Annotated in this window: 16 protein-coding genes; 9 read left to right on the forward strand and 7 right to left on the reverse strand. The window is 63.1% G+C overall.

Annotated elements, in window-relative coordinates; translation table 11 throughout:
* Window positions 1-161 precede the first annotated feature (161 nt).
* The 3 genes from AXK11_RS02860 (at window position 162) to AXK11_RS02870 (ending at window position 4,889) form a co-directional block, all read left to right on the forward strand.
* Window positions 162-716, forward strand: coding sequence for a hypothetical protein (locus AXK11_RS02860; RefSeq protein ID WP_156469169.1), 555 nt, complete (start codon window positions 162-164; stop codon window positions 714-716).
* Between the two features lie 478 nt (window positions 717-1,194).
* Complete coding sequence (locus tag AXK11_RS02865; protein ID WP_068629152.1) at window positions 1,195-3,858, forward strand: hypothetical protein; 2,664 nt, start codon at window positions 1,195-1,197, stop codon at window positions 3,856-3,858.
* 236 nt (window positions 3,859-4,094) lie between these two features.
* Window positions 4,095-4,889 (forward strand): carboxymuconolactone decarboxylase family protein, encoded by a 795-nt coding sequence (locus AXK11_RS02870; protein ID WP_068629176.1) that lies wholly within the window; start codon window positions 4,095-4,097, stop codon window positions 4,887-4,889.
* A gap of 26 nt (window positions 4,890-4,915) precedes the next feature.
* Here the strand turns inward: AXK11_RS02870 and AXK11_RS02875 are convergent, their stop codons facing one another.
* The 7 genes from AXK11_RS02875 to AXK11_RS02905 form a co-directional block, all read right to left on the reverse strand.
* A complete protein-coding gene (locus AXK11_RS02875; protein WP_068629155.1) occupies window positions 4,916-5,407 on the reverse strand; it encodes a dihydrofolate reductase in 492 nt (163 codons plus the stop codon).
* A gap of 398 nt (window positions 5,408-5,805) precedes the next feature.
* Window positions 5,806-6,318 carry a peptidylprolyl isomerase gene (locus AXK11_RS02880; RefSeq protein ID WP_068629156.1) on the reverse strand — a complete coding sequence of 171 codons (513 nt, stop codon included), beginning with the start codon at window positions 6,316-6,318 and terminating at the stop codon, window positions 5,806-5,808.
* Between the two features lie 107 nt (window positions 6,319-6,425).
* A complete protein-coding gene (rfaD, locus tag AXK11_RS02885) occupies window positions 6,426-7,508 on the reverse strand; it encodes an ADP-glyceromanno-heptose 6-epimerase (protein WP_082780803.1) in 1,083 nt (360 codons plus the stop codon).
* Window positions 7,505-8,311 (reverse strand): pyrroline-5-carboxylate reductase, encoded by an 807-nt coding sequence (gene proC / locus AXK11_RS02890; protein ID WP_068629158.1) that lies wholly within the window; start codon window positions 8,309-8,311, stop codon window positions 7,505-7,507. Before proC ends, rfaD begins: the two co-directional genes overlap by 4 nt.
* A gap of 388 nt (window positions 8,312-8,699) precedes the next feature.
* Window positions 8,700-9,575 (reverse strand): bifunctional methylenetetrahydrofolate dehydrogenase/methenyltetrahydrofolate cyclohydrolase FolD, encoded by an 876-nt coding sequence (gene folD / locus AXK11_RS02895; RefSeq protein ID WP_068629160.1) that lies wholly within the window; start codon window positions 9,573-9,575, stop codon window positions 8,700-8,702.
* A gap of 119 nt (window positions 9,576-9,694) precedes the next feature.
* The gene (locus AXK11_RS02900) at window positions 9,695-10,753 is read right to left on the reverse strand and encodes an SH3 domain-containing protein (RefSeq protein WP_068629162.1); all 1,059 of its coding nucleotides are present in this window, start codon (window positions 10,751-10,753) and stop codon (window positions 9,695-9,697) included.
* Between the two features lie 24 nt (window positions 10,754-10,777).
* Window positions 10,778-11,782 carry a pseudouridine synthase gene (locus tag AXK11_RS02905; protein ID WP_082780804.1) on the reverse strand — a complete coding sequence of 335 codons (1,005 nt, stop codon included), beginning with the start codon at window positions 11,780-11,782 and terminating at the stop codon, window positions 10,778-10,780.
* A 148-nt stretch (window positions 11,783-11,930) separates the two neighbouring features.
* On the opposite strand from AXK11_RS02905, the gene AXK11_RS02910 reads away from it, so the two are divergent.
* The 6 genes from AXK11_RS02910 to csy1 all read left to right on the forward strand — a co-directional run.
* Window positions 11,931-13,100 (forward strand): sulfite reductase subunit alpha, encoded by a 1,170-nt coding sequence (locus AXK11_RS02910; protein ID WP_068629164.1) that lies wholly within the window; start codon window positions 11,931-11,933, stop codon window positions 13,098-13,100.
* Window positions 13,101-13,209: 109 nt separating this feature from the next.
* Window positions 13,210-13,962: a 3-oxoacyl-[acyl-carrier-protein] reductase gene (gene fabG, locus AXK11_RS02915; RefSeq protein ID WP_068629166.1), complete on the forward strand. Its 753-nt coding sequence runs from the start codon at window positions 13,210-13,212 to the stop codon at window positions 13,960-13,962.
* 42 nt (window positions 13,963-14,004) lie between these two features.
* Window positions 14,005-14,265, forward strand: a complete 261-nt coding sequence (acpP, locus tag AXK11_RS02920) for an acyl carrier protein (protein WP_068629168.1) — start codon at window positions 14,005-14,007, stop codon at window positions 14,263-14,265.
* Between the two features lie 161 nt (window positions 14,266-14,426).
* On the forward strand, window positions 14,427-15,683 hold the full coding sequence (fabF, locus tag AXK11_RS02925; protein ID WP_068629170.1) for a beta-ketoacyl-ACP synthase II: 1,257 nt from the start codon (window positions 14,427-14,429) through the stop codon (window positions 15,681-15,683).
* A 456-nt stretch (window positions 15,684-16,139) separates the two neighbouring features.
* Window positions 16,140-16,892 (forward strand): hypothetical protein, encoded by a 753-nt coding sequence (locus AXK11_RS02930; RefSeq protein WP_068629172.1) that lies wholly within the window; start codon window positions 16,140-16,142, stop codon window positions 16,890-16,892.
* 474 nt (window positions 16,893-17,366) lie between these two features.
* A partial coding sequence (gene csy1, locus AXK11_RS02935; protein WP_082780805.1) for a type I-F CRISPR-associated protein Csy1 occupies window positions 17,367-18,046 on the forward strand: 680 nt, incomplete at its 3' end.

The raw sequence follows: 18,046 nt of genomic DNA on the forward strand, positions 1-18,046 counted from the left end.
CCGTGGCGCCCCGCCACCGCCCCACGCGTAGTGCGGTCTGTTCAGTAATGAGCTACAGGACGATGGATAGTCCACAAACTGGCCCCCGCGCAGCGGGGAAGAGTGATATGCGCGCTGCATCGTGTCGCGTGAGCGTGAATGGCAGGGGACACTGTCCCCCCATGTCGCGGGATGTGTGGGATTCGTGTGTATTGGCAGATGGGGTGCTGGCGCCGTTGTTGTTGCGGTTGGCGCGGGCGGTGGAGGTGCCGTTCAAGCCGCTGTGGACGAAGCGGATTTTGAAGGAGACCTATCGGATCCAGACGGGGAGCCTAGACTGGGAGCCGCGGCGGGCGATGAGCTTTCGGGCGAGCCTGTCGGATCAATACCCGACCAATCGGGTGAGCGGCTACGAGCGGTACCTGCCGCTGTGCCGGAACGGGGAGCCCGGCGGCCACGTGCTGGCCTGTGCGCTGGCGGCGCGGGCCGACAAGATCGTGACCCACAGCCTGCGCAATTTTCGGGCCGAGCGGCTCGCCCCGTGGGCGGGCCGCGTGCTGCACCCCGACGATTACCTGCTGGAGCTGTACCTGCTCTTCCCCGAATGCGTCCTGCGCATCCTGCGCGCCCACGAAGTGGCAACCGAGGAGCTCCTCTCCACGCTCGCCCCCCACGCCCCCGAATTCGCGAAAGCAGTCCTCGCCGACGAAACCCACATCGACGGCACCCTGCACTAACGAGCCGCCCGCCCCGTGTTGGGCCGACGGCGCACCAACGAGTGCGCCGCATAATAAACGGGTCTCTGACCCCGCGGGGGGCGGTGGCGTGGCGCCACGTGCCATTCAATTTGCGATTTTGCCCGTGCGCTTCGCGCCCAAGCAAAATCGCAAATTTAAAGGACCTCCCCCTGTCGTTTCACGACAGGGAAAGGAGCTTGAAGAGCGAATGAAGCGCATACCCATTTGGGCGCGGCGAAAAAGTTGACGGGATAAATTCCCTGCCCGACCGGAGGTCGGGTATTCCTTACTGTGCGGCTTGCGGGTTGTGCGGAACGCACGGCCCACAAGCGGCACAGTAAATGGGTGCAGGCACCGCCTGCCGCCCCACGCGTAGTGGGAGCCGTCGGATCTTCTTTTTTGCGGGCCGCCCGCCAAATAAATAGGGGCCTCGGCACCTTGACCGAGGGGGGAAAGGCCGCTGGCATCGCGCCCGCCTATGAGGACTTTTCTGCTCACGGTCTTGGTTGTTCTGGTGGCCTTGCTGCTCGGCGTTGCGGGGCTTGTGTTTACCGAGTCCGGGCAGGGCTGGGCGATCCGGCGGGCACTGGCCTACGTCGATCTGGGTGAAACGAAAGTTGAGTTTCAGCAGGTGAAAGTGGGCTTGGGCGGCCTGCGACTCCGCGGTTTGCGAGTTGTGCACGAAGGTGCGGTTTTGGATCTTCCTGAACTGGATTTAGCTGCGGAAAAACTGACCGAGCTGCGGGCCGGGAAAGTCACGATCACGGGACTTGTGGCGCATGGGTGGACGCTGGATTTGCGCGGCCTGGAGCGCGAGGAGCTGCGCCAGTGGCTGATGGTGAAGCGCGAGTCGCCAGCCGGGTTGCGCAGCTCGCTGCCGCGCCCGTTTTCTCTTTTGCCCACCGCTTACGCGCAGACTGCCAATGCGGACGCGGAGCCCGCGCTGCGCTCAGTGTTCGAAGGCGTGCTCTCTCAAATCGAGCTGCCTGTAGACCTCTCGCTGGATGGTGTGGATCTGGAAGGGCGGGTGCTCTTCCCAAAATCCCTTTACGAAGAGTTGCCCGAGGCGGAGCTCGCGCTTGGGCTCAAGGGCGGCGGCTTCGGCGAGGGCCGCGAGGGCCGTTTCGCGCTGCGAGCGCAGATACAGTTTGGGGATGAGCCTGGCAGCGTCGCCCCGCCATCGGGGGGAGCTTATTACGCGACGCTTGCTGCCGATTTGACGGCGACGATGGAGTCTGCCCGGCACTTCTCCTCGCTGGCGCTTGAGCTGAGCGGGGAGGGTGGCGGCGGGCCAATTTCCGGGCCCTTGCGGCTGGGCGTGACGGCATCGGCCCGTCGTGCGGCGGGCGGCGAGGACTACGAAGTGTCGCTGAGTTTTTCCGAAAAACGCTGGGCGCAGGTGCAGGGCCACTACAGCGCGGCCAAGGCGGGCGATGCGGGGGGATTGGTGAGCCGCTGGGAGCTTGCATTGAGCGAGGCCGATCTGCCGCGCGGGCTTTTTGAGGACGGGCCATTGGGGGCCGTACCGCTGCCCGCTGCCTTTGAGCTGCAAGGGCAGGGAAGCTTCGACCTGGACGCTGTCTTCGCGACGCTGACTGCGGCAGGCCGGCTCCAGGCTAGTCTGGAAGGGCTGGCTGCGCTCGTGCCGTCTGTGCCTGCGGCACTCGATGCATTGAGCGTGGACGCCGAGTTTGGCGGGACTGTGAGTGCGCTGGGCGCAGCCGATGGGGCGACGCAAGAGCACGTGGAGTCTCTGCGGCTCAAGGTTGCCGTGCCGGGCGATGCAGAGCCTCTGCTTCTTGTCGAGGCGGCCCAACCCTTTGCGCTGAATCGCGCCACGGCGGCGGCGCAGGGCGATGACGGCGACGCCCCGGCGGCGCTCCGGTTTGTGGCAAATGATCCGCAGGCCGCGCTGGCTCGCGTCGAAATCCCCGGGCTGCCGCTCGCCCTGCTGGAGCCATTTACCGATGGAGTGCAGTTTGGCGCGTCGGTCTTGCGCGGGCGTTTTGAGGCGAGCCTGCCGAGCGAGTCGCGCGTGCGTGTGAAGACGCTGGCGCCGCTGCGCGTGGAAAACTTGGCGCTGACACTGGAGAGCGGGCCCGCGCTCGAAAACTTGAGCCTGGAGACGGAGCTGGAACTTGAGCACGACTTTCAGACGTCGCGCGCCAGTTTGCACGTGGGTGGCCTCACCCTGCGCGATGCGTTGACACAGCTCCTGTCAGTGCAACTCGAGGCCAGCGCGGAAGGGCTCAACGCTGCGCAGCCCTCGGTTTCGGCTACTGGCACCGTGCGGGCCGATGTTGGTGGGCTGCACACGCAGCCGATTTTTCACGGGAAGCTGCCGCTCGAGACGGGCAACCTGGGGCTGGACTTCACCGCTGCGGTGGCAGACGAGGCGCAGTCGCTCTCCGCGCTCATTGAGCTGGGCGAGCTCCACGCGCGCGGGATCGCACTGCCGAGCCTCGAAGCGCAGCTAAACGCGCAACGCGACGAGGCGGGCACGATCACGTTTGCACTGCCATTGACCGTGCGCAGCGCGACGCGGCAGCAGCGCGTCTCTGACCTGAAACTGGAGGGCACGGCGCGGGTGCGGCCAAGTACAACGGGAGGCTTGGCGAGCGGCGCCTCGGGCACGGCTCCCGCGGACTCGGCGGGCGGCGAGATCGCGGCAAAAATCCACGGCGAAAAACTCTACCTCGACGACTTTCAGTTCCTCATCGCGCTGGCCTCCAACTCCGACTCGGACGAGACGCCGACCACCCCATTTATGGATAACTGGAGCGGCGAGGTCGGCGTGGACCTGGACAGCGTAAGCTATCTCGGCCAACTCGAGCTGCGTCAGGTCGGCGCCACACTCAAAATCGGCGACGGCAAGCTGCGCTTCGAGGGGCTGAAGATAGGCGCGCGCAGCTCGACAGCCGGCTTCTTGCGCGGACTACAGGACAACCTGAGCGAGGCACTCGGCGGCGGGCTCCTGGACTCGCTGCGCGGTGGCGGCTCCAGCAGCTCTGAAAACCCCGCTGCGCCAAACGCGGGCGGCGACGGAGCCACTCAAGAAGAGGCTGCCGCGCCCGCGCTGCCAAAAAATCCGCTCGATGCGATAAGCGAAGGGCTCCGCCGCCTGCGCGGTCGCAGCCGCTAAGGCAGCAGGGGCAGCAGGAGCGGGGCCCCACAATTTACTTGGGGCGGCGCAGGGCCGCGCGCACTGGAGCCGGAGTGCAGGTACCTTGATGGGCCTGTGCACTTGCTTTTTTATTTTTGAGCCTTATTCTCATTAACTGGATGAGAAACCCCACGCGCAGACTTTTGATTTTTATGATGCTCCTGTCCGGAGTGCTTCAAAACGGTCTCGCCCAAAATGAGAAAGAAGGCAGGCGTATGAAACAATCAGAACGATACCAATTGGGCTGGGAAAAGCTCAAAGAGATAGATGGCGAGGCGGGAGAAAAAGTCATCAACAGCTTGAAAGATATTTCGCCGGATTTGGGGCGATTCATAATCGAGTATTCTTTTGGCGATATCTATTCGAGGGAGGGCTTGGACTTGAAATCAAAGGAGCTCGCTGTAGTGGCCGCGCTGACCGCCATGGGTAATGCCAGGCCGCAGTTGGGCGTACACATCAATGGCGCCCTGAATACGGGGAGCTCCATCAGCGAAGTGAAAGAAGTGATCCTGCAAATGTCCGCATATTCCGGGTTCCCGAGCAGCATAAATGCAATGAACGCATTGAAGGAAGTGCTGGCCGAGCGGGAAAAGCATGGAATCAGGGACGATAAGGGGAAACCGCCAAGTCCGGTGCCAGCCAATCGGTTGGAGTTGGGCGAGCAGGAGCTTTCCCAATTGGATGGATCAATGATTGAGCGGTTGAGGGAAGCTTATGATGACCTCTCGCCCGAGCTGGTCCGGTTTACACTGGAATATGGCTATGGTGATATTTTCTCACGGGATAATCTGAGCAAAAAACATCGCCAGATAGCGACCATCGCCGCCCTGACTGCTTTGGGCACCGCACAGCCTCAACTGAAGTTTCATATCAACGCAGGGCTGAATATTGGCGTCTCGGCAGAAGAAATAAAAGAAGTGATGCTGCTGATGACTATATACGCAGGCTTCCCCGCAGCCATCAACGGCACGAACGCCCTGAAAGAAGTGCTCGCCGACCGCAACACGTAACAACGCCCGATGAGTTCGGAAGTCTGCTAGCGCATGCGATCCAGGGTGGAGAAGGTGTAGCGGTAGTTGGCGTCGTGGGATTCGCGTCGCTCGCTTTCGTGCCACTTGAGGTGGCGCCACTCGGGGAAGAAGCGGTCGCCGGGGACCTCGGCATGCACGAGCGTGAGGTAGATCCGGTCGGCGGTGTCGATCAGCTCCTCATAGATTTGTTGCCCTCCGCAGACGTGAATTTCCCCCGGGAGACTTTGGGCGATTGCAAGCGCTTCGGCGACGTTGGCAGCTAAACGTATCCCTGACTTTTCGAGGCTGCGATCACGGGTGATGACGATGGGCTGCCGTCCATCCAGTGCCACGCGCGGCCACACTTCGTAGGTGACGCGCCCGAGTACGACGGTTTGCCCCGCAGTGATCCGGTGAAAGTGCGCCAGGTCTTCGGGGATGCGCCAGGGCGTGAGCCCGTCGCGGGCGATGACGCGGTTCTCACTGCAGGCGACATCCAGACTGATTCGTTTGCTCATGGGAGAAAAGAGGTAGGCTCCCACTGCGCGTGGTGCGGTGGTCAGTGACCACTTCCATTTACATTGCGGCTTGCTGGCGGACGTTCCGTCCGCCGAACAAGCCGCAATGTAGGAAATTGCCCGACCTCCGGTCGGGTGGGCGAAAAGGAGATTAACCCGTGAATTTTTTCGATTCGCCCCAATGGGTTTCTGCCCTACTCGCGTTTTGGGCTCCGGTACCTGTCGCAATGCGACAGGGGGAGGATCCCTTAAATTTGCGATTTTGTCCGGGCGCAAAGCGCACGGGCAAAATCGCAAATTCAATGGAAGTGGCGACCCGCCACCGCCCCACGCGCAGTGGAGTCTTCGACTCTTTTTTTTGGGCGGCGAGTCGTTGCCTCGCCGTCGCTGGTTCTTCTTTACGCGGCGGCGGGGACGATCTCGATTGAGGTGACTTCTACGCGGTCGATCGGTGTGCTTTTCTCGCCGCCGCCGCCGTGCTGGGTGGGGACGGTCGCGATCTGCTCCAGGACTTCGTCTCCCGCGACGAGCTCGCCAAAGGCGGTGTATTGGTTGTCCAGAAATCGCGCGTCGCCGTGGACAATGAAAAACTGCGAGCCGGCGGAGTCGGGATGCGCGCTGCGAGCCATCGAGATGACGCCGCGCACGTGGGGCCGCGTGTTAAACTCGGCGGCGATCTGGTAGCCGGGCCCGCCGGTGCCGGGCATGCCGCTCTGGCCCGCCTTGGTGTTGGGGCAGCCGCCCTGGATCATGAAGCCCTTGATGATCCGGTGAAATGCAGTGCCGTTGTAGAAACCCTCGCGGGCGAGTTTCTTGAAGTTCTCGACCGTTTTGGGTGCGACATCGGCCCAGAAGTTCAGGGTCATGTCGCCGTAGCTGGTCTTGATGATGGCTTGTTCAGTGGTGCTCATAGGAAGTGGAAGGGGGAGTAGGAGAGAGTAGGGAAATCGGGAAAAGGCCGGAGCAAGACAGCCCGCCCAGCTCAGCCCGTCACTCTTTTACCGACCCTTCGGCTAAATTAGTAGCCGAGGGATTTTTGCGGGACGAGGTAGTTTTGGACGTAGTCGCGGACGGCGTCGGCCAGCGGGGTGACGGGGCGGGGGTAGCGGCTGTTGCGCAGTTTCCGGATGTCGGCCTGGGTGAAGTATTGGTACTTCCCGCGCAGGGCCTCGGGCATGTCGATGAAGTCGACCTGTGGCTCGCGGCCGAGTGCGTCGAATATCGCTCGGGTGAGCGTGAGCCAGGTGTTGGCCTCGCCGGAGCCGAGGTTGTACAGGCCGACGTACCGGCTCCCCGTTGTGGCAAAGTGCAGGGTCATCTCGGCGGCGTCTTTCACGTAGAGGAAGTCGCGCTTCTGTTCGCCGTCCTTGTAGTCGGGGTGGTAGCTTTTGAAGAGGCTTACGCGGCCCGTGTCCTGGATTTGGTGGTAGGCTTTGTTCACGAGCGAGCGCATGTCGCCTTTGTGATCTTCGTTGGGGCCGAAGACGTTGAAGTACTTCAGGCCGACGATCCGTTCGAGTAGCCAGCCTTTGGCCAGTGCTTCCTGGTCGAAAAGGTGCTTCGAGTAGCCGTACATGTTGAGCGGGCGCAGTCGGTCGATGTCTTCCTCAGCGTCGTACATGCCACGGGATCCGTCGCCGTAGGTGGCGGCCGAGGAGGCGTAGATGAAGCGGTAGCCGTAGTTGATCGCCCACTGGGCGAGCTCACTTGTGTAGGCATAGTTGTTGTCGGCCAGGTAGCTGGCGTCGCGTTCGGTGGTGGAGGAGCAGGCACCGAGGTGAAATACGGTGTTGAGGCCGGAGATTGTGCTGGGACGACGATTGACCAGCTCGCGCAGCTTGGGGGCTTCGATGTATTCTTTGAAGCGCAGGGGGACGAGGTTGCGCCACTTCTCGTCGCTGCCGAGGACGTCGCTCACAACGATGTTGGTGATGCCGCGCCGGTTTAGCGCCCAGACGAGCGCGCTGCCGATGAAGCCCGCGCCGCCGGTCACGAGTATACCGGTTTGCTGGAGCCGGTCGTAATAGGCTTCGAGGGCGGCATTTGCGGCGTCGTCAGCGGTGGGAGTGGAGGTGTCGGTTGAGGGGGGCGGCGTGGTCATGTGTCGCGCGCAATCTCCAGTCCGCGGGCCTGTGCAGCAAGCACGGTCTGGCGGATGATCTGGCGCAGGCCGCCGGCCTCCATCTGGTGAAGGCCGGCCAGGGTGGTGCCGTTGGGCGAGGTGACCTGGTTGCGCAGGGCCTCGGGCGGCTCGCCGCTTTGGGCGAGGAGCTTGGCGGAGCCGAGGAGCGTTTCGACGACGAGTTCTTGAGCGAGTTTTTCGGGGAAGCCTGCGGCTTGTGCGGCTTCGCTGAGCGCGGCGGCGAACTCGAAGAAGAAGGCGGGGCCGCTGCCACTGACGGCGGCGATGTCGTTGATCTGCGGCTCGGCGACTTCGAGCACGCGGCCCAGCGGCGCGAGGAGCGCCTCGATGTGGGCGCGGTCGGCGGCGTCGAGCGGGGCGAGCGCGGCCCACGCGGTGACGCCTGCGCCGATGCGTCCGGGGGTGTTGGGCATGGCGCGCACCCAGGCGCGCGCCGCAGGGAAGGCGGCCCGGAGCTGGGCCAGCGTTTTGCCGACCATCACGGAGACGATGAGCTTGCCCGCTGTGGCTTCGACGAGCGCAGGATCGCGCGTAGCGAGGTGCTGTGGCTTAAAGGCAATGACGAGGAGCTCGGCGCCATCGAGCAAGGCGGGGATCGAGTGGGCTTGGGCGATGCCTGTGCTGGCAGCGAGGCGCTGGGCGCTTTGCCCACTGGCGGTGTAGCAGGCGATTTCGGCGGGCGGGTGGCCGTTTTTGAGGAGGCCAGCGACCATCGCAGCGGCCATGTTTCCCGCCCCGAGAAAGGCGATTTTTGGGCTCATGACTTTCTAGCTAGGGCCTGTGCCCAATCGATGGAAGGAGAATGGGCGACTCCACTGCGCGTGGGGCGGCGGGCAGTGCCCGCTCCCATTAACTGTGTGGTTCGTGCATTGCGCAAAATGCGCAATGCACGAACCGCACAGTAAGGAATACCCGACCTGCGGTCGGTAATGCGATTTACCCGTAAATTGTTTCACCTCGCCCTAATGGGTTTTCGCCTCATTCGCGTTTCAGGCTCCTTCTCCTGTCGCGAAGCGACAGGAGGGAGTTCATGTAAATTTACGATTTTGTTCGGGCGCAAAGCGCACGGGCAAAATCGCAAATTGAATGGAAGTGGCGACTCGCCACCGCCCCACGCGCAGTGGAGCCGCTCGTAATTGAGTACTTGGCCTAAGCGTGGGTGCGCTGGTGGTAGGCTTTGAGTGTGTTGCTCATGAGCATGGCGACGGTCATCGGGCCGACGCCGCCGGGGACGGGCGTGATTTTTGACGCGAGCTCGGAGACGGGGCCGAAGGCGACGTCGCCAGTGAGCCGGTAGCCGGCTTTGCGGCTCGGGTCTTCGACGCGGTTAATGCCGACGTCGATGACGACTGCGCCGGGCTTGACCATGTCGCGCGTGATGAACTCGGCGCGGCCAATCGCGGCGATGAGGACATCGGCCTGGCGGGTGAGCTCGGGCAAGTTTGCGGTTGCCGAGTGGCAGATGGTCACGGTGCCGTTGGCGCCTGCTTTTTTTTGCAAGGCGAGCAGCGCGACGGGTTTCCCGACGAGCAGGCTGCGGCCGACGATGACGACGTGCTTGCCCTTTAAATCGACGCCGCTGCGGGCGAGCAGCGCCATGATGCCTGCGGGCGTGCAGGAGACGAAGCCGGTGTCGTCGTCTTGGGCGATCTTGCCGAGGTTTACGGTGCCGAGGCCATCGACATCTTTCTCGGGCGCGATGCGGCGAAAGATTTGCAACTCGTCGAGCGGGGCGGGGAGCGGCGACTGGACGAGGATGCCGTCCACGCCTTCATCGGCATTGAGCTGGTCGATGAGGGCTTCGAGCTCGGCCTGCGAGATCGTGACGGGAGGCAGGATGACGCGGCTGTCGATGCCGATCTCGGCAGCGGTTTTTTCTTTTTTGCGCACGTAGGAGACGGAGGCGGGATCGTCGCCCACGCGGACGAGTGCGAGGCAGGGCTTGCGCGCGGGCAGGGCGCTGACCTCGGCCTTGAGTTCGGCGATTATGGTGGTGGCGATTTCGTTTCCGTTGATGAGTTCCATTGATGCGAAGTTGATGCGGGAAAAAGTGAAGCGTAGCGGCAGGGGAGGGCGTGAGGGCGCGTGCGGCGAGTGGTGGTGTCCGGTGGTGCGAGCACGTGCGGCGTGCGCGCCGCCACGCTTTATTGAAGGCGCAGGCTTTCGACGCGCATCACGTAGTTTTTGCCATCGGGCAGCGGGTCGAGGAGGCCGATGATGACGACTTCGCGCCTGGCGTAGCGGTCGAGCTGGTCGGTGCCGCGCATGTGGGAAAAGTCGAGGTAGGCGATGCGCTGGCCCTTGGCTTCGAGCTGCCAGTCATAGGGGCGGCGCGGCCCGAAGCGACGCTGCGCGGAGACGAGCCGGCCCCTGATTTCCATGGGCGCGCGGTAACGCGTTTCTGCGGACGGAGTCGCCTGTGGCGCGACGGAGCTGCGTGCTTGGGCGCTCGGGGCGGGTGCCTTGTCGGTGCTTGGAGCGGGGCTTGGCTCTGGATCAAGGGTTGCGCTGACTGCGGGCTCGGTGGTCGCGGGGTTTGGGCCCACCGCATTGGCGGCTACATCGGCCACGGGAGCTGGCGGCTCGGCTTCGCCGAGCGGGAGTGCTGGCGTGAGCGTGGCGGCGGGTTGGGCTTTTGCAGTTTCGAAGGAGGTTCCGACTTCGGAAGCGGGCTCCGGTTCCGATTCTGCGACCGTTTTCGATGTGGGCTTCACGGATTCGGCGGGCTCGGTGATTTTTGCCGCGTCCGGAGTCGTCTGAGCGGTGGGGGAACGGCGGGCGGTGGCGCCTTTGGCGCTTATGTAAGCGACCAGGGTTTTATTGAGTTCGATCTGCGTCCAGCGGCCTTGCAGGCCGGTGATCGTAACGAGGTCACCCTCTTCGGCTGCGGCGAGCACGGGCGAGGACAGGTCGGGTTTTTGGTAGAGTGCCGAGCCGGGTTTGATTTGGAGGGCCTTATCGAGGTCGCCGTTGCGCACGTAGAGCACGAAGGGGCCTTCGATGGAGATCGCGCGCCAGTCGTCGGGCGTAGCGTTGGCGACTTCGGGGGGCGCAGGCTGTGGCTCGGTGCCCTCGGGCAGCATGCGCAGGACGGGGGCCGCGCTGTCGGGCGCGACGTGGGCGGGAGTAGAGGCGGCGGTGGCTGCGCTGGCGAGGCCGAGAGCAAGCGCGAGCGCGAGGAAGCGTGTGAGTGCGGGTTTCATGGGAGAAAGAGCGTGTCGCGAAGGTTAGCGTCTGGAAGAAGACCGCGCCGAGCGCGTGCCGGTGCCGTGTTTTGCCCGGCTGGGCCGCGAAGTTTCGGAGGAGGCGTGGAGGGCGCGTGTTGTGGCGCGTCCCGCCGCGCGCGCGGGTGTGCGCCGAGTGTGAGATGCGGTTCGCGTTGTGTGCGCTGCTACGCGCGAGGCTGTGCGCGAAGTCGTGGTTCGGGGCAGTGCGGCCACGCGGGTACTCCTCAACCGGCCTGGGCGTGCGGGCGGCTCGCTCGGGGCGGGCGTTTCGAAGAGGAGGTTGATCTCCCTCGGGCTGAGGATTTTCCCTGCGCGCAGCGGAATCCCCTTTAGCGGGAAGGCGCCGACTTGGTAGCGGCGCAGGCGTTTCACGTCGTAGCGCAGCGCGAGGAAGAGCTGGCGGATCTCGCGCTTCTTGCCGTGGTGGAGGTGGACGTCGAGCTCGGTCGAGTTTTGCTGCGTGGGGCTGGGGTGGAGGAGGGCGGCGTATTCGACGCGGAGTTTCTCGCCCTCGATGGTGACGCCGCGCAGGAGCTGGCCGAGGCGGTCGGCGGGGTAGGGCTGCTTGAGCGTGACGTGGTAGCGCTTCACCACGGTGTTTGACGGGTGCATGAGGCGGTTGGCGAGGTCGCCATCGGTCGTGAGGATGACGAGGCCTTCGCTGTCTTTATCGAGCCGTCCCGCGCAAAAGAAGCGGTGGCGGGCGAGCTCGCGCGGGAGCAGGTCGAAGATGGTGGCGGGGTTGTGCGGATCGTCGTTGGAGCACACCAGGCCGCGGGGTTTGTGCACGGCGAGGGTGAGGCGTGGCTGCGGCGCGGTGGCGCGGACGGGCTTGCCGCGCACGGTGACCTTGTCGGTGTCGGGGACGATTTTCTGGCCGAGCTCGGCGCGGGCCGCGTTTACCCAGACCTCGCCCTGGCGGATGAGTTCTTCGGCCGCGCGCCGCGAGCAAAGGCCGATGTCGGCGAGGTGTTTTTGAATGCGAACGGGCGTGTGGTGTGTCATCGGGGCGCGGGAGGCGGAAGGGCGGCAGCGTGCTGGCGGCAGGAAAAAGAGATAACGTGCAGTTGGCGGCAAATCGCTGCGCCGCGCAAGCTCCGCGCAACAAAGGCTTGCGCGTAGAAAGCGCGCTACCCTTCATCGCCGCCCAATTATGTCCGAGGTTTCGCCTGCTGCCGCTCCCGCCGCCTACAACAGGGATAATCCGTTTCTCGCCCGCTTGGTGGAGAACCGGATGCTGAGCCGCCCGGGATCGGGCAAGGAGACGCGACACATGGTCGTGGATCTGGGCGACAGCGGGCTGACGTATAAGCCGGGCGACTCGCTCGGGATCTACGGGCTGAACCGCGACTGCGAAGTCGATGAGATCATCGAGCGGCTGGGCGCGACGGGCGAGGAGCCGGTCACGCCGATGCGCGCGACGGCTGCCGTGCCGCTGCGCCAGGCACTGACGCGGGACTGCGCGCTGGCCGGGCCGACGAAGAAGACGGTGGAGATCTTTGCGGGCAAGGTGAGCGACCCTGCGCAAAAGGCGCAACTGGAGGCGCTGCTCGCGCCCGAGGCGAAGCCGCAGTTGGAGGACTTCCTCTACAACCGCGCCTTTGTGGACTTCCTCGCGGAGTACCCGAGTGCGAAATTCGAGCCGCAGGAATTTGTCGCGATGCTGCGGCGGCTGGTGCCGCGGCTGTACTCGATCGCGTCCTCGCAGCGTGTCTACCCGGGCGAGGTGCACCTGACGGTGGCGGTCGTCCGCTACGAGACGAACGGTCGCGAGCGCGTCGGCGTGTGCACGAGCTACCTCGCGGATCGCGTGCCGGAGGGCGAGCGCGTGCCGGTATTTGTCTCGCACTCGCACTTTGGCCCGCCCGCCGATCTGGCGGCAGACTGCATCATGGTGGGGCCGGGGACGGGGATCGCGCCCTTCCGCGCCTTTGTCCAGGACCGGCTCGTGCTCGGCGCGACTGGCCGTAACTGGGTGTTCTTTGGCGAGCAGCACGCCGCCCTCGACTACCTCTACCAAGACGAGTGGGAAGACTACGTCGCCAAGCAGCAAGTGCAACGGCTCGACCTCGCGTGGTCGCGCGATCAAGCGCAGAAGATCTACGTGCAGGATCGCATGCGCGCCAACGCGGCGGAGCTCTGGGCTTGGCTGGAAAAAGGCGCCTATTTCTACGTGTGTGGCGATGCCAAGCGGATGGCCAAAGATGTGGACGCTGCGCTCCACGAGATCATTGCCACGCAGGGCGGCCTCGGCGAAGAAGGCGCGGTCGCCTACGTGAAGCAGATGAAGAAGGACAAGCGCTACCAGCGCGACGTTTACTGATGCGGCGCGCGCAAGTGCGCGGTCGCTCCCGCGCGCTACCGCTGCGGCTGCCTTTGACAAAATCCCGAGGCCTCCCAATCCCCAACTCCTCTGCTTTTTCCCAACTCATATGAGCTACACATTTACCAATCGCACCGCAGTGGTGACCGGCGCGGGCCGCGGCATCGGTCGCGCCATCGCCGAGCTGCTCGCTGCAAAGGGCGTCAACGTCATCTGCGTATCGAAGTCTGCCGCCTCCTGTGGGGCGACTGCCGAGGCCATCGTCGCGGCGGGCGGCCGTGCCAAAGCTCTCGCCGTTGATGTGGCCGACAGCGCGGCCGTCGCCTCGGCCTCGGCGACGCTTCTGGAGGAGTTTCCGACGATCGACATCCTCGTTAACAACGCCGGAATCACGCGCGACGGGCTGCTGTTCCGGATGAGCGATGAAGACTGGGAGGACGTCTTGCGCACCAACCTGACGAGCTGCTTCCACTGGTGCAAGCAGCTCGGCCGGCCGATGACGCGCGCGCGCTGGGGCCGTATCGTCAACATCGCCTCCGTGAGCGGCATCCTCGGCAACGCGGGCCAGGCCAACTACTCGGCGGCGAAGGCCGGCATGATCGGCTTCACCAAGACGCTCGCCCGCGAGTTCGCCTCGCGCGGCGTGACGGCCAACGTCGTGGCCCCCGGCTTCGTGAAAACCGACATGACGACCGAGTTCGTAAACACTCCCGAAATCGCCGAAAAAGTCCTCGCCCAGGTGCCGCTCAAACGCTTCGGCGAAGTCGCAGACATTGCGCACGCCGTGGCCTTTCTCGCCTCCGAAGAAGCCGGCTACATCACCGGGCAGGTTTTTGCCGTTGACGGTGGCATGGCGATGTGAAGCCTCCTGACCTTCACTCAATCTCATACCAATTTCCCCCCTATGGCTGATCAAAAAACCATCGAACAACGCGTTAAGGAGATCATCGTTAAGCAGCTCAATGTAAACGAAGAGCAAGTCACTCCCGCCGCATCCTTCCTCGACGATCTCGGCGCAGACTCGCTCGACACCGTTGAGCTGATCATGGCCTTTGAAGAAGAATTCAAGGAAGAGATCAAAGGTGAGATCCCCGAGGCCGACGCCGAGAAACTCCAGACAGTTGGCCAGGTCTGCGACTACATCAAAGCAAAGGCAGGCGCCTGAGTTTTTGGGGCGGCCGGCCCAAGGCTCCACCACGCTTCACGCGCCGGTTTCGTTTTTCCGGAACGCCCACTGCTTAACTGCGGTCGGGCGTTTTTTTTGCGTACATTTACGTTGGTAAAACGGCGGCCCGATCCATTATCCTGCGCGCTATTTTTTCACACATGCTTACACAATCAGCAGAGCAGCGGCGGGTCGTGGTGACGGGGCTTGGGGCGGTGACTGCGGTCGGTCACGACGTAGCGAGCTTTTGGCAGGCACTCGTCGCCGGGGAGTCGGGCATCCGGCGCGTGCAGCGCTTCGACCCCTCGCCCTTTGCCAGCCAGATGGGCGCGGAGGTGCTGGACTGGGAGGCCGACCAGCACATGGACCCGAAGGAAGCGCGCCGCAGCGACCGCTACACGCACTTCGGCTACGTCGCCGCGAGCCAAGCAGTCGCCGACTCGGGGCTTGATCTGGAGGCCGAGGATGGCGACCGCATCGGCGTGATGATCGGCTCGGGGATCGGCGGCATGTACACCTACGAGTCGCAACTCGCCGTGCTCGCCGAGCGCGGCCCGCGCAAGGTCTCGCCCTTCACCATCCCTTCGCTGATCGGCAACATGTGCTCGGGCATGGTCGCGATAAAGTACGGCGTGCGCGGGCCAAACTTCGGCCTGGTCTCGGCCTGCGCGACCGGCGCCCACGCGATTGGCGAGGCCATGCACACGATCCAGCGCGGCGATGCAGACGTGATGATCGCAGGAGGCAGCGAGGCCGCGATCACGCCCTTCGCTTACGCGACCTTTTGCGCCATGAAGGCCATGAGCGAGCGCAACGACGAGCCCGCGCGGGCGAGCCGCCCCTTTGACCGGCAGCGCGACGGCTTCGTGATGGGCGAGGGCGCGGGCATCCTCATCCTCGAATCGTTGGAGCACGCGCGGGCGCGCGGCGCGCGGATTTACTGCGAACTGGCGGGCTACGCGGCGAGCTGCGACGCCTTTCACATCACGCAACCCGATCCCGAAGGCCGCGGGCTGCTGCTGGCGATGAGCCGCGCGATCGGGAAGGCCGGACTCGCACCGGGCGACATCGACTACATCAACGCGCACGGCACCTCGACTCCCTACAACGACAAGTTTGAGACCCTCGCCATCAAGAAACTCTTCGGCGAACACGCCTCGCGCCTCGCCGTGAGTTCGACCAAGTCGATGACCGGCCACCTGCTGGGCGCCGCCGGCGGCATCGAGTCGGTTATCGCTATCAAAACAATCGAGACCGGCACAATCGCGCCGACCATAAACCTCGACGAGCCCGACCTGCCCGACTGCGACCTCGACTACGTGCCTCACACCGCGCGCGCGAAACCCGTGCGCGCCGTCTTGAGCAACAACCTCGGCTTCGGCGGCCAAAACGCCTCGCTCGTCTTCAAGGCAATGTGAGCGCGCTGCTGAGTAAGACCGGCTACTATGCTTGGTGAGCGGGCGGGCGGCAGGCGGTTGTCTGCACCGATTTACTGTACTCAGTAAAAAGGGGCGAACAGAGGGTCGGGAGGTGATTTACCCGTTAACCAAAAAAATCGCTCAAACGGGTTACCCTTTCGATTTCCTGTCCGACTGAAGATCGGCAATTTCAACTGAGCGGTTTGCTCGGTAAATGGCAGCGGGCACTGCCCGCCGCTCCGCGCGCAGCGGACACGGAATGCTATGCGAGCCCCCAGCGCGAGCGTGAATGGCAGGGGGCGCCTCGCCCCCCGCGTGAGCGTGGATTGGCAAGAGCCACGGACGCACAGCCAACGAGCTGTGCGCCAAGTAAATGGGGGCGTGAAGATCTCTTGACGGGTTTGTTAGGGTAGCGGCCTCTGCTGCCGCCCCGATTTGGGCGGCATTTTTTATCAAATGGACTCACTTCTCACCACGATCACCCTCACAGGCTTCACAGTCGCCTTTCTGCACGCTGCGATTCCCACACACTGGCTGCCCTTCGTCCTCGTTTCACGTGCCAGAGGCTGGCGCCCCGCCAAGACGCTCTCGGTCGTTTTCCTCGCGGGAATGGGACATGTGATGCTGACGACTCTCCTCGGGCTCCTGATCGCGTGGTTCGGATTTCGCGTTAACGCCGAGCTGGAGCACGTGTTTGGGCCACTGATCGGCGGCGTCATGATTTTGATCGGCGGCTATTTTATCTGGCGGCAATTGAGCGGCCGCGGGGTCTGCCATCACGCCGCGCCAGGCAGCCACCACGAAAAGAGTGAGCACTGCGGCCACGATCACGATGAGCAGGGCGGCGGCCACACCGCCACGGCCGCGACCAGCCACTGGGAGCAGGAACTCCGCGAAAGCCGCCTGGGGACTGACAAAGGCGACTGGGCCGCGATTGGTGGCCTTTTCCTGATGCTGACGCTCTCGCCCTGCGAAGTGTTCTTGCCCGTGTACCTCTCCGCGGTGCCCTTTGGCTGGCTGGGCTTCGTGCTGCTAAGCGCAATTCTGGCAGTGGCTACGCTCGCCGGGATGATCCTCTTCACCTGGCTTACCCTGATCGGCTTCGAAAAACTGCGCCTGCGCTACTTTGAGCAACGCGAGTCCGCCATCCTCGGAACGATCTTCGTCCTCCTTGGCCTCGTCCTCCTGCTCTTCCCATATCACCACTAAACGACAGCGCGATCCGTCCGTTTTTTTTAAGGTCGGCGCAGCCACGCTCGCACCGCTGTGTTCCCGCGTGTGCTGTACTGCTGCGCCAGCTACCGCGCCTCAGCCCCTCAAGTGGGAGAGGCGGTGGGGAAATCGAGCTTCCTCTCTGTTCGAGGAGAGAAACTCACAGGATGGGGCTGCTAAAACCCGAGGCCGCCCTGCGAGTGTTTCTCATCCCGCGTCTGCTTGTTATCCGGTAGCGAGTGCTGTGTGACCGATGTTGCCGTTCTGATCCTTTGGTCAGGTGAAAAGAAAAGCTGCCTATTCGGCAGAAGTAGCTTAATAGCAATAACTAATATTTCTAAGCTGCCTATTCGGCAGTATGGGAAAAGGTGGCTTTGGATATGAAAAAATCAACCTATTAATTTTTACTAAAATTTTAATTGACGTTATAAGGGATCACTCTTCATTCATTTCCCTGTCCTGTTTTACCCTATGCCCCTTAATCCCTCTTCTTCCCGAGCTATCCGGATTCGCCGTGTGATTCACGATTTCATTAGGGAACGCCTCACTCCTAAATTAGAGAAGCTAGCTGATGACGATCCCAAGCGTGCCAAGCTAATTGCAGACTATCAGCCTACCGCTTGGCTTGAAGACGCAGCTAGGCGTGTGAGCCAAATTCAGGCCGTCACCCACTTACTGAAGGCTATTCATCCATCTGCTCGCGGTACTAATCTCTATATTCCCCCTCAGAGTCTATCAGCTCGGTCCGAGCTTGGTAGCCATATTTTGGATAGTACCTTCGTCGTTGATGTTACTGGCAACGCGGGGGCACTGGATGTCTACAAGTTTCTCAAACTGGAAATTGATGGCCGCAGCCTGCTGGATGCGCTACTCGCCGAAGACAGCGACGCCCTGAACGCGCTGGATGAGGATTCGGGCAAAGCTCGACAGCTACGTGATGCCTTTATTTCCCTCGTTCAATCGAGTAAAGGTCGACCTTCTTCGGATGGCCTGGCGAAGCAATTATATTGGTTGGTGGATGAGGATCCTGTGGATGATGGGGCGTATCATTTGCTGGCGCCTTTGTACCCCACCTCATTGGTACACGAGGTATATAATCGGATTCAAGAGGATCGTTTTGGCGAGGAGAGCAAGGCGGCGCGAGGGGCTCG

The sequence above is a fragment of the Cephaloticoccus primus genome (assembly GCF_001580015.1).
Taxonomy (GTDB): domain Bacteria; phylum Verrucomicrobiota; class Verrucomicrobiia; order Opitutales; family Opitutaceae; genus Cephaloticoccus; species Cephaloticoccus primus.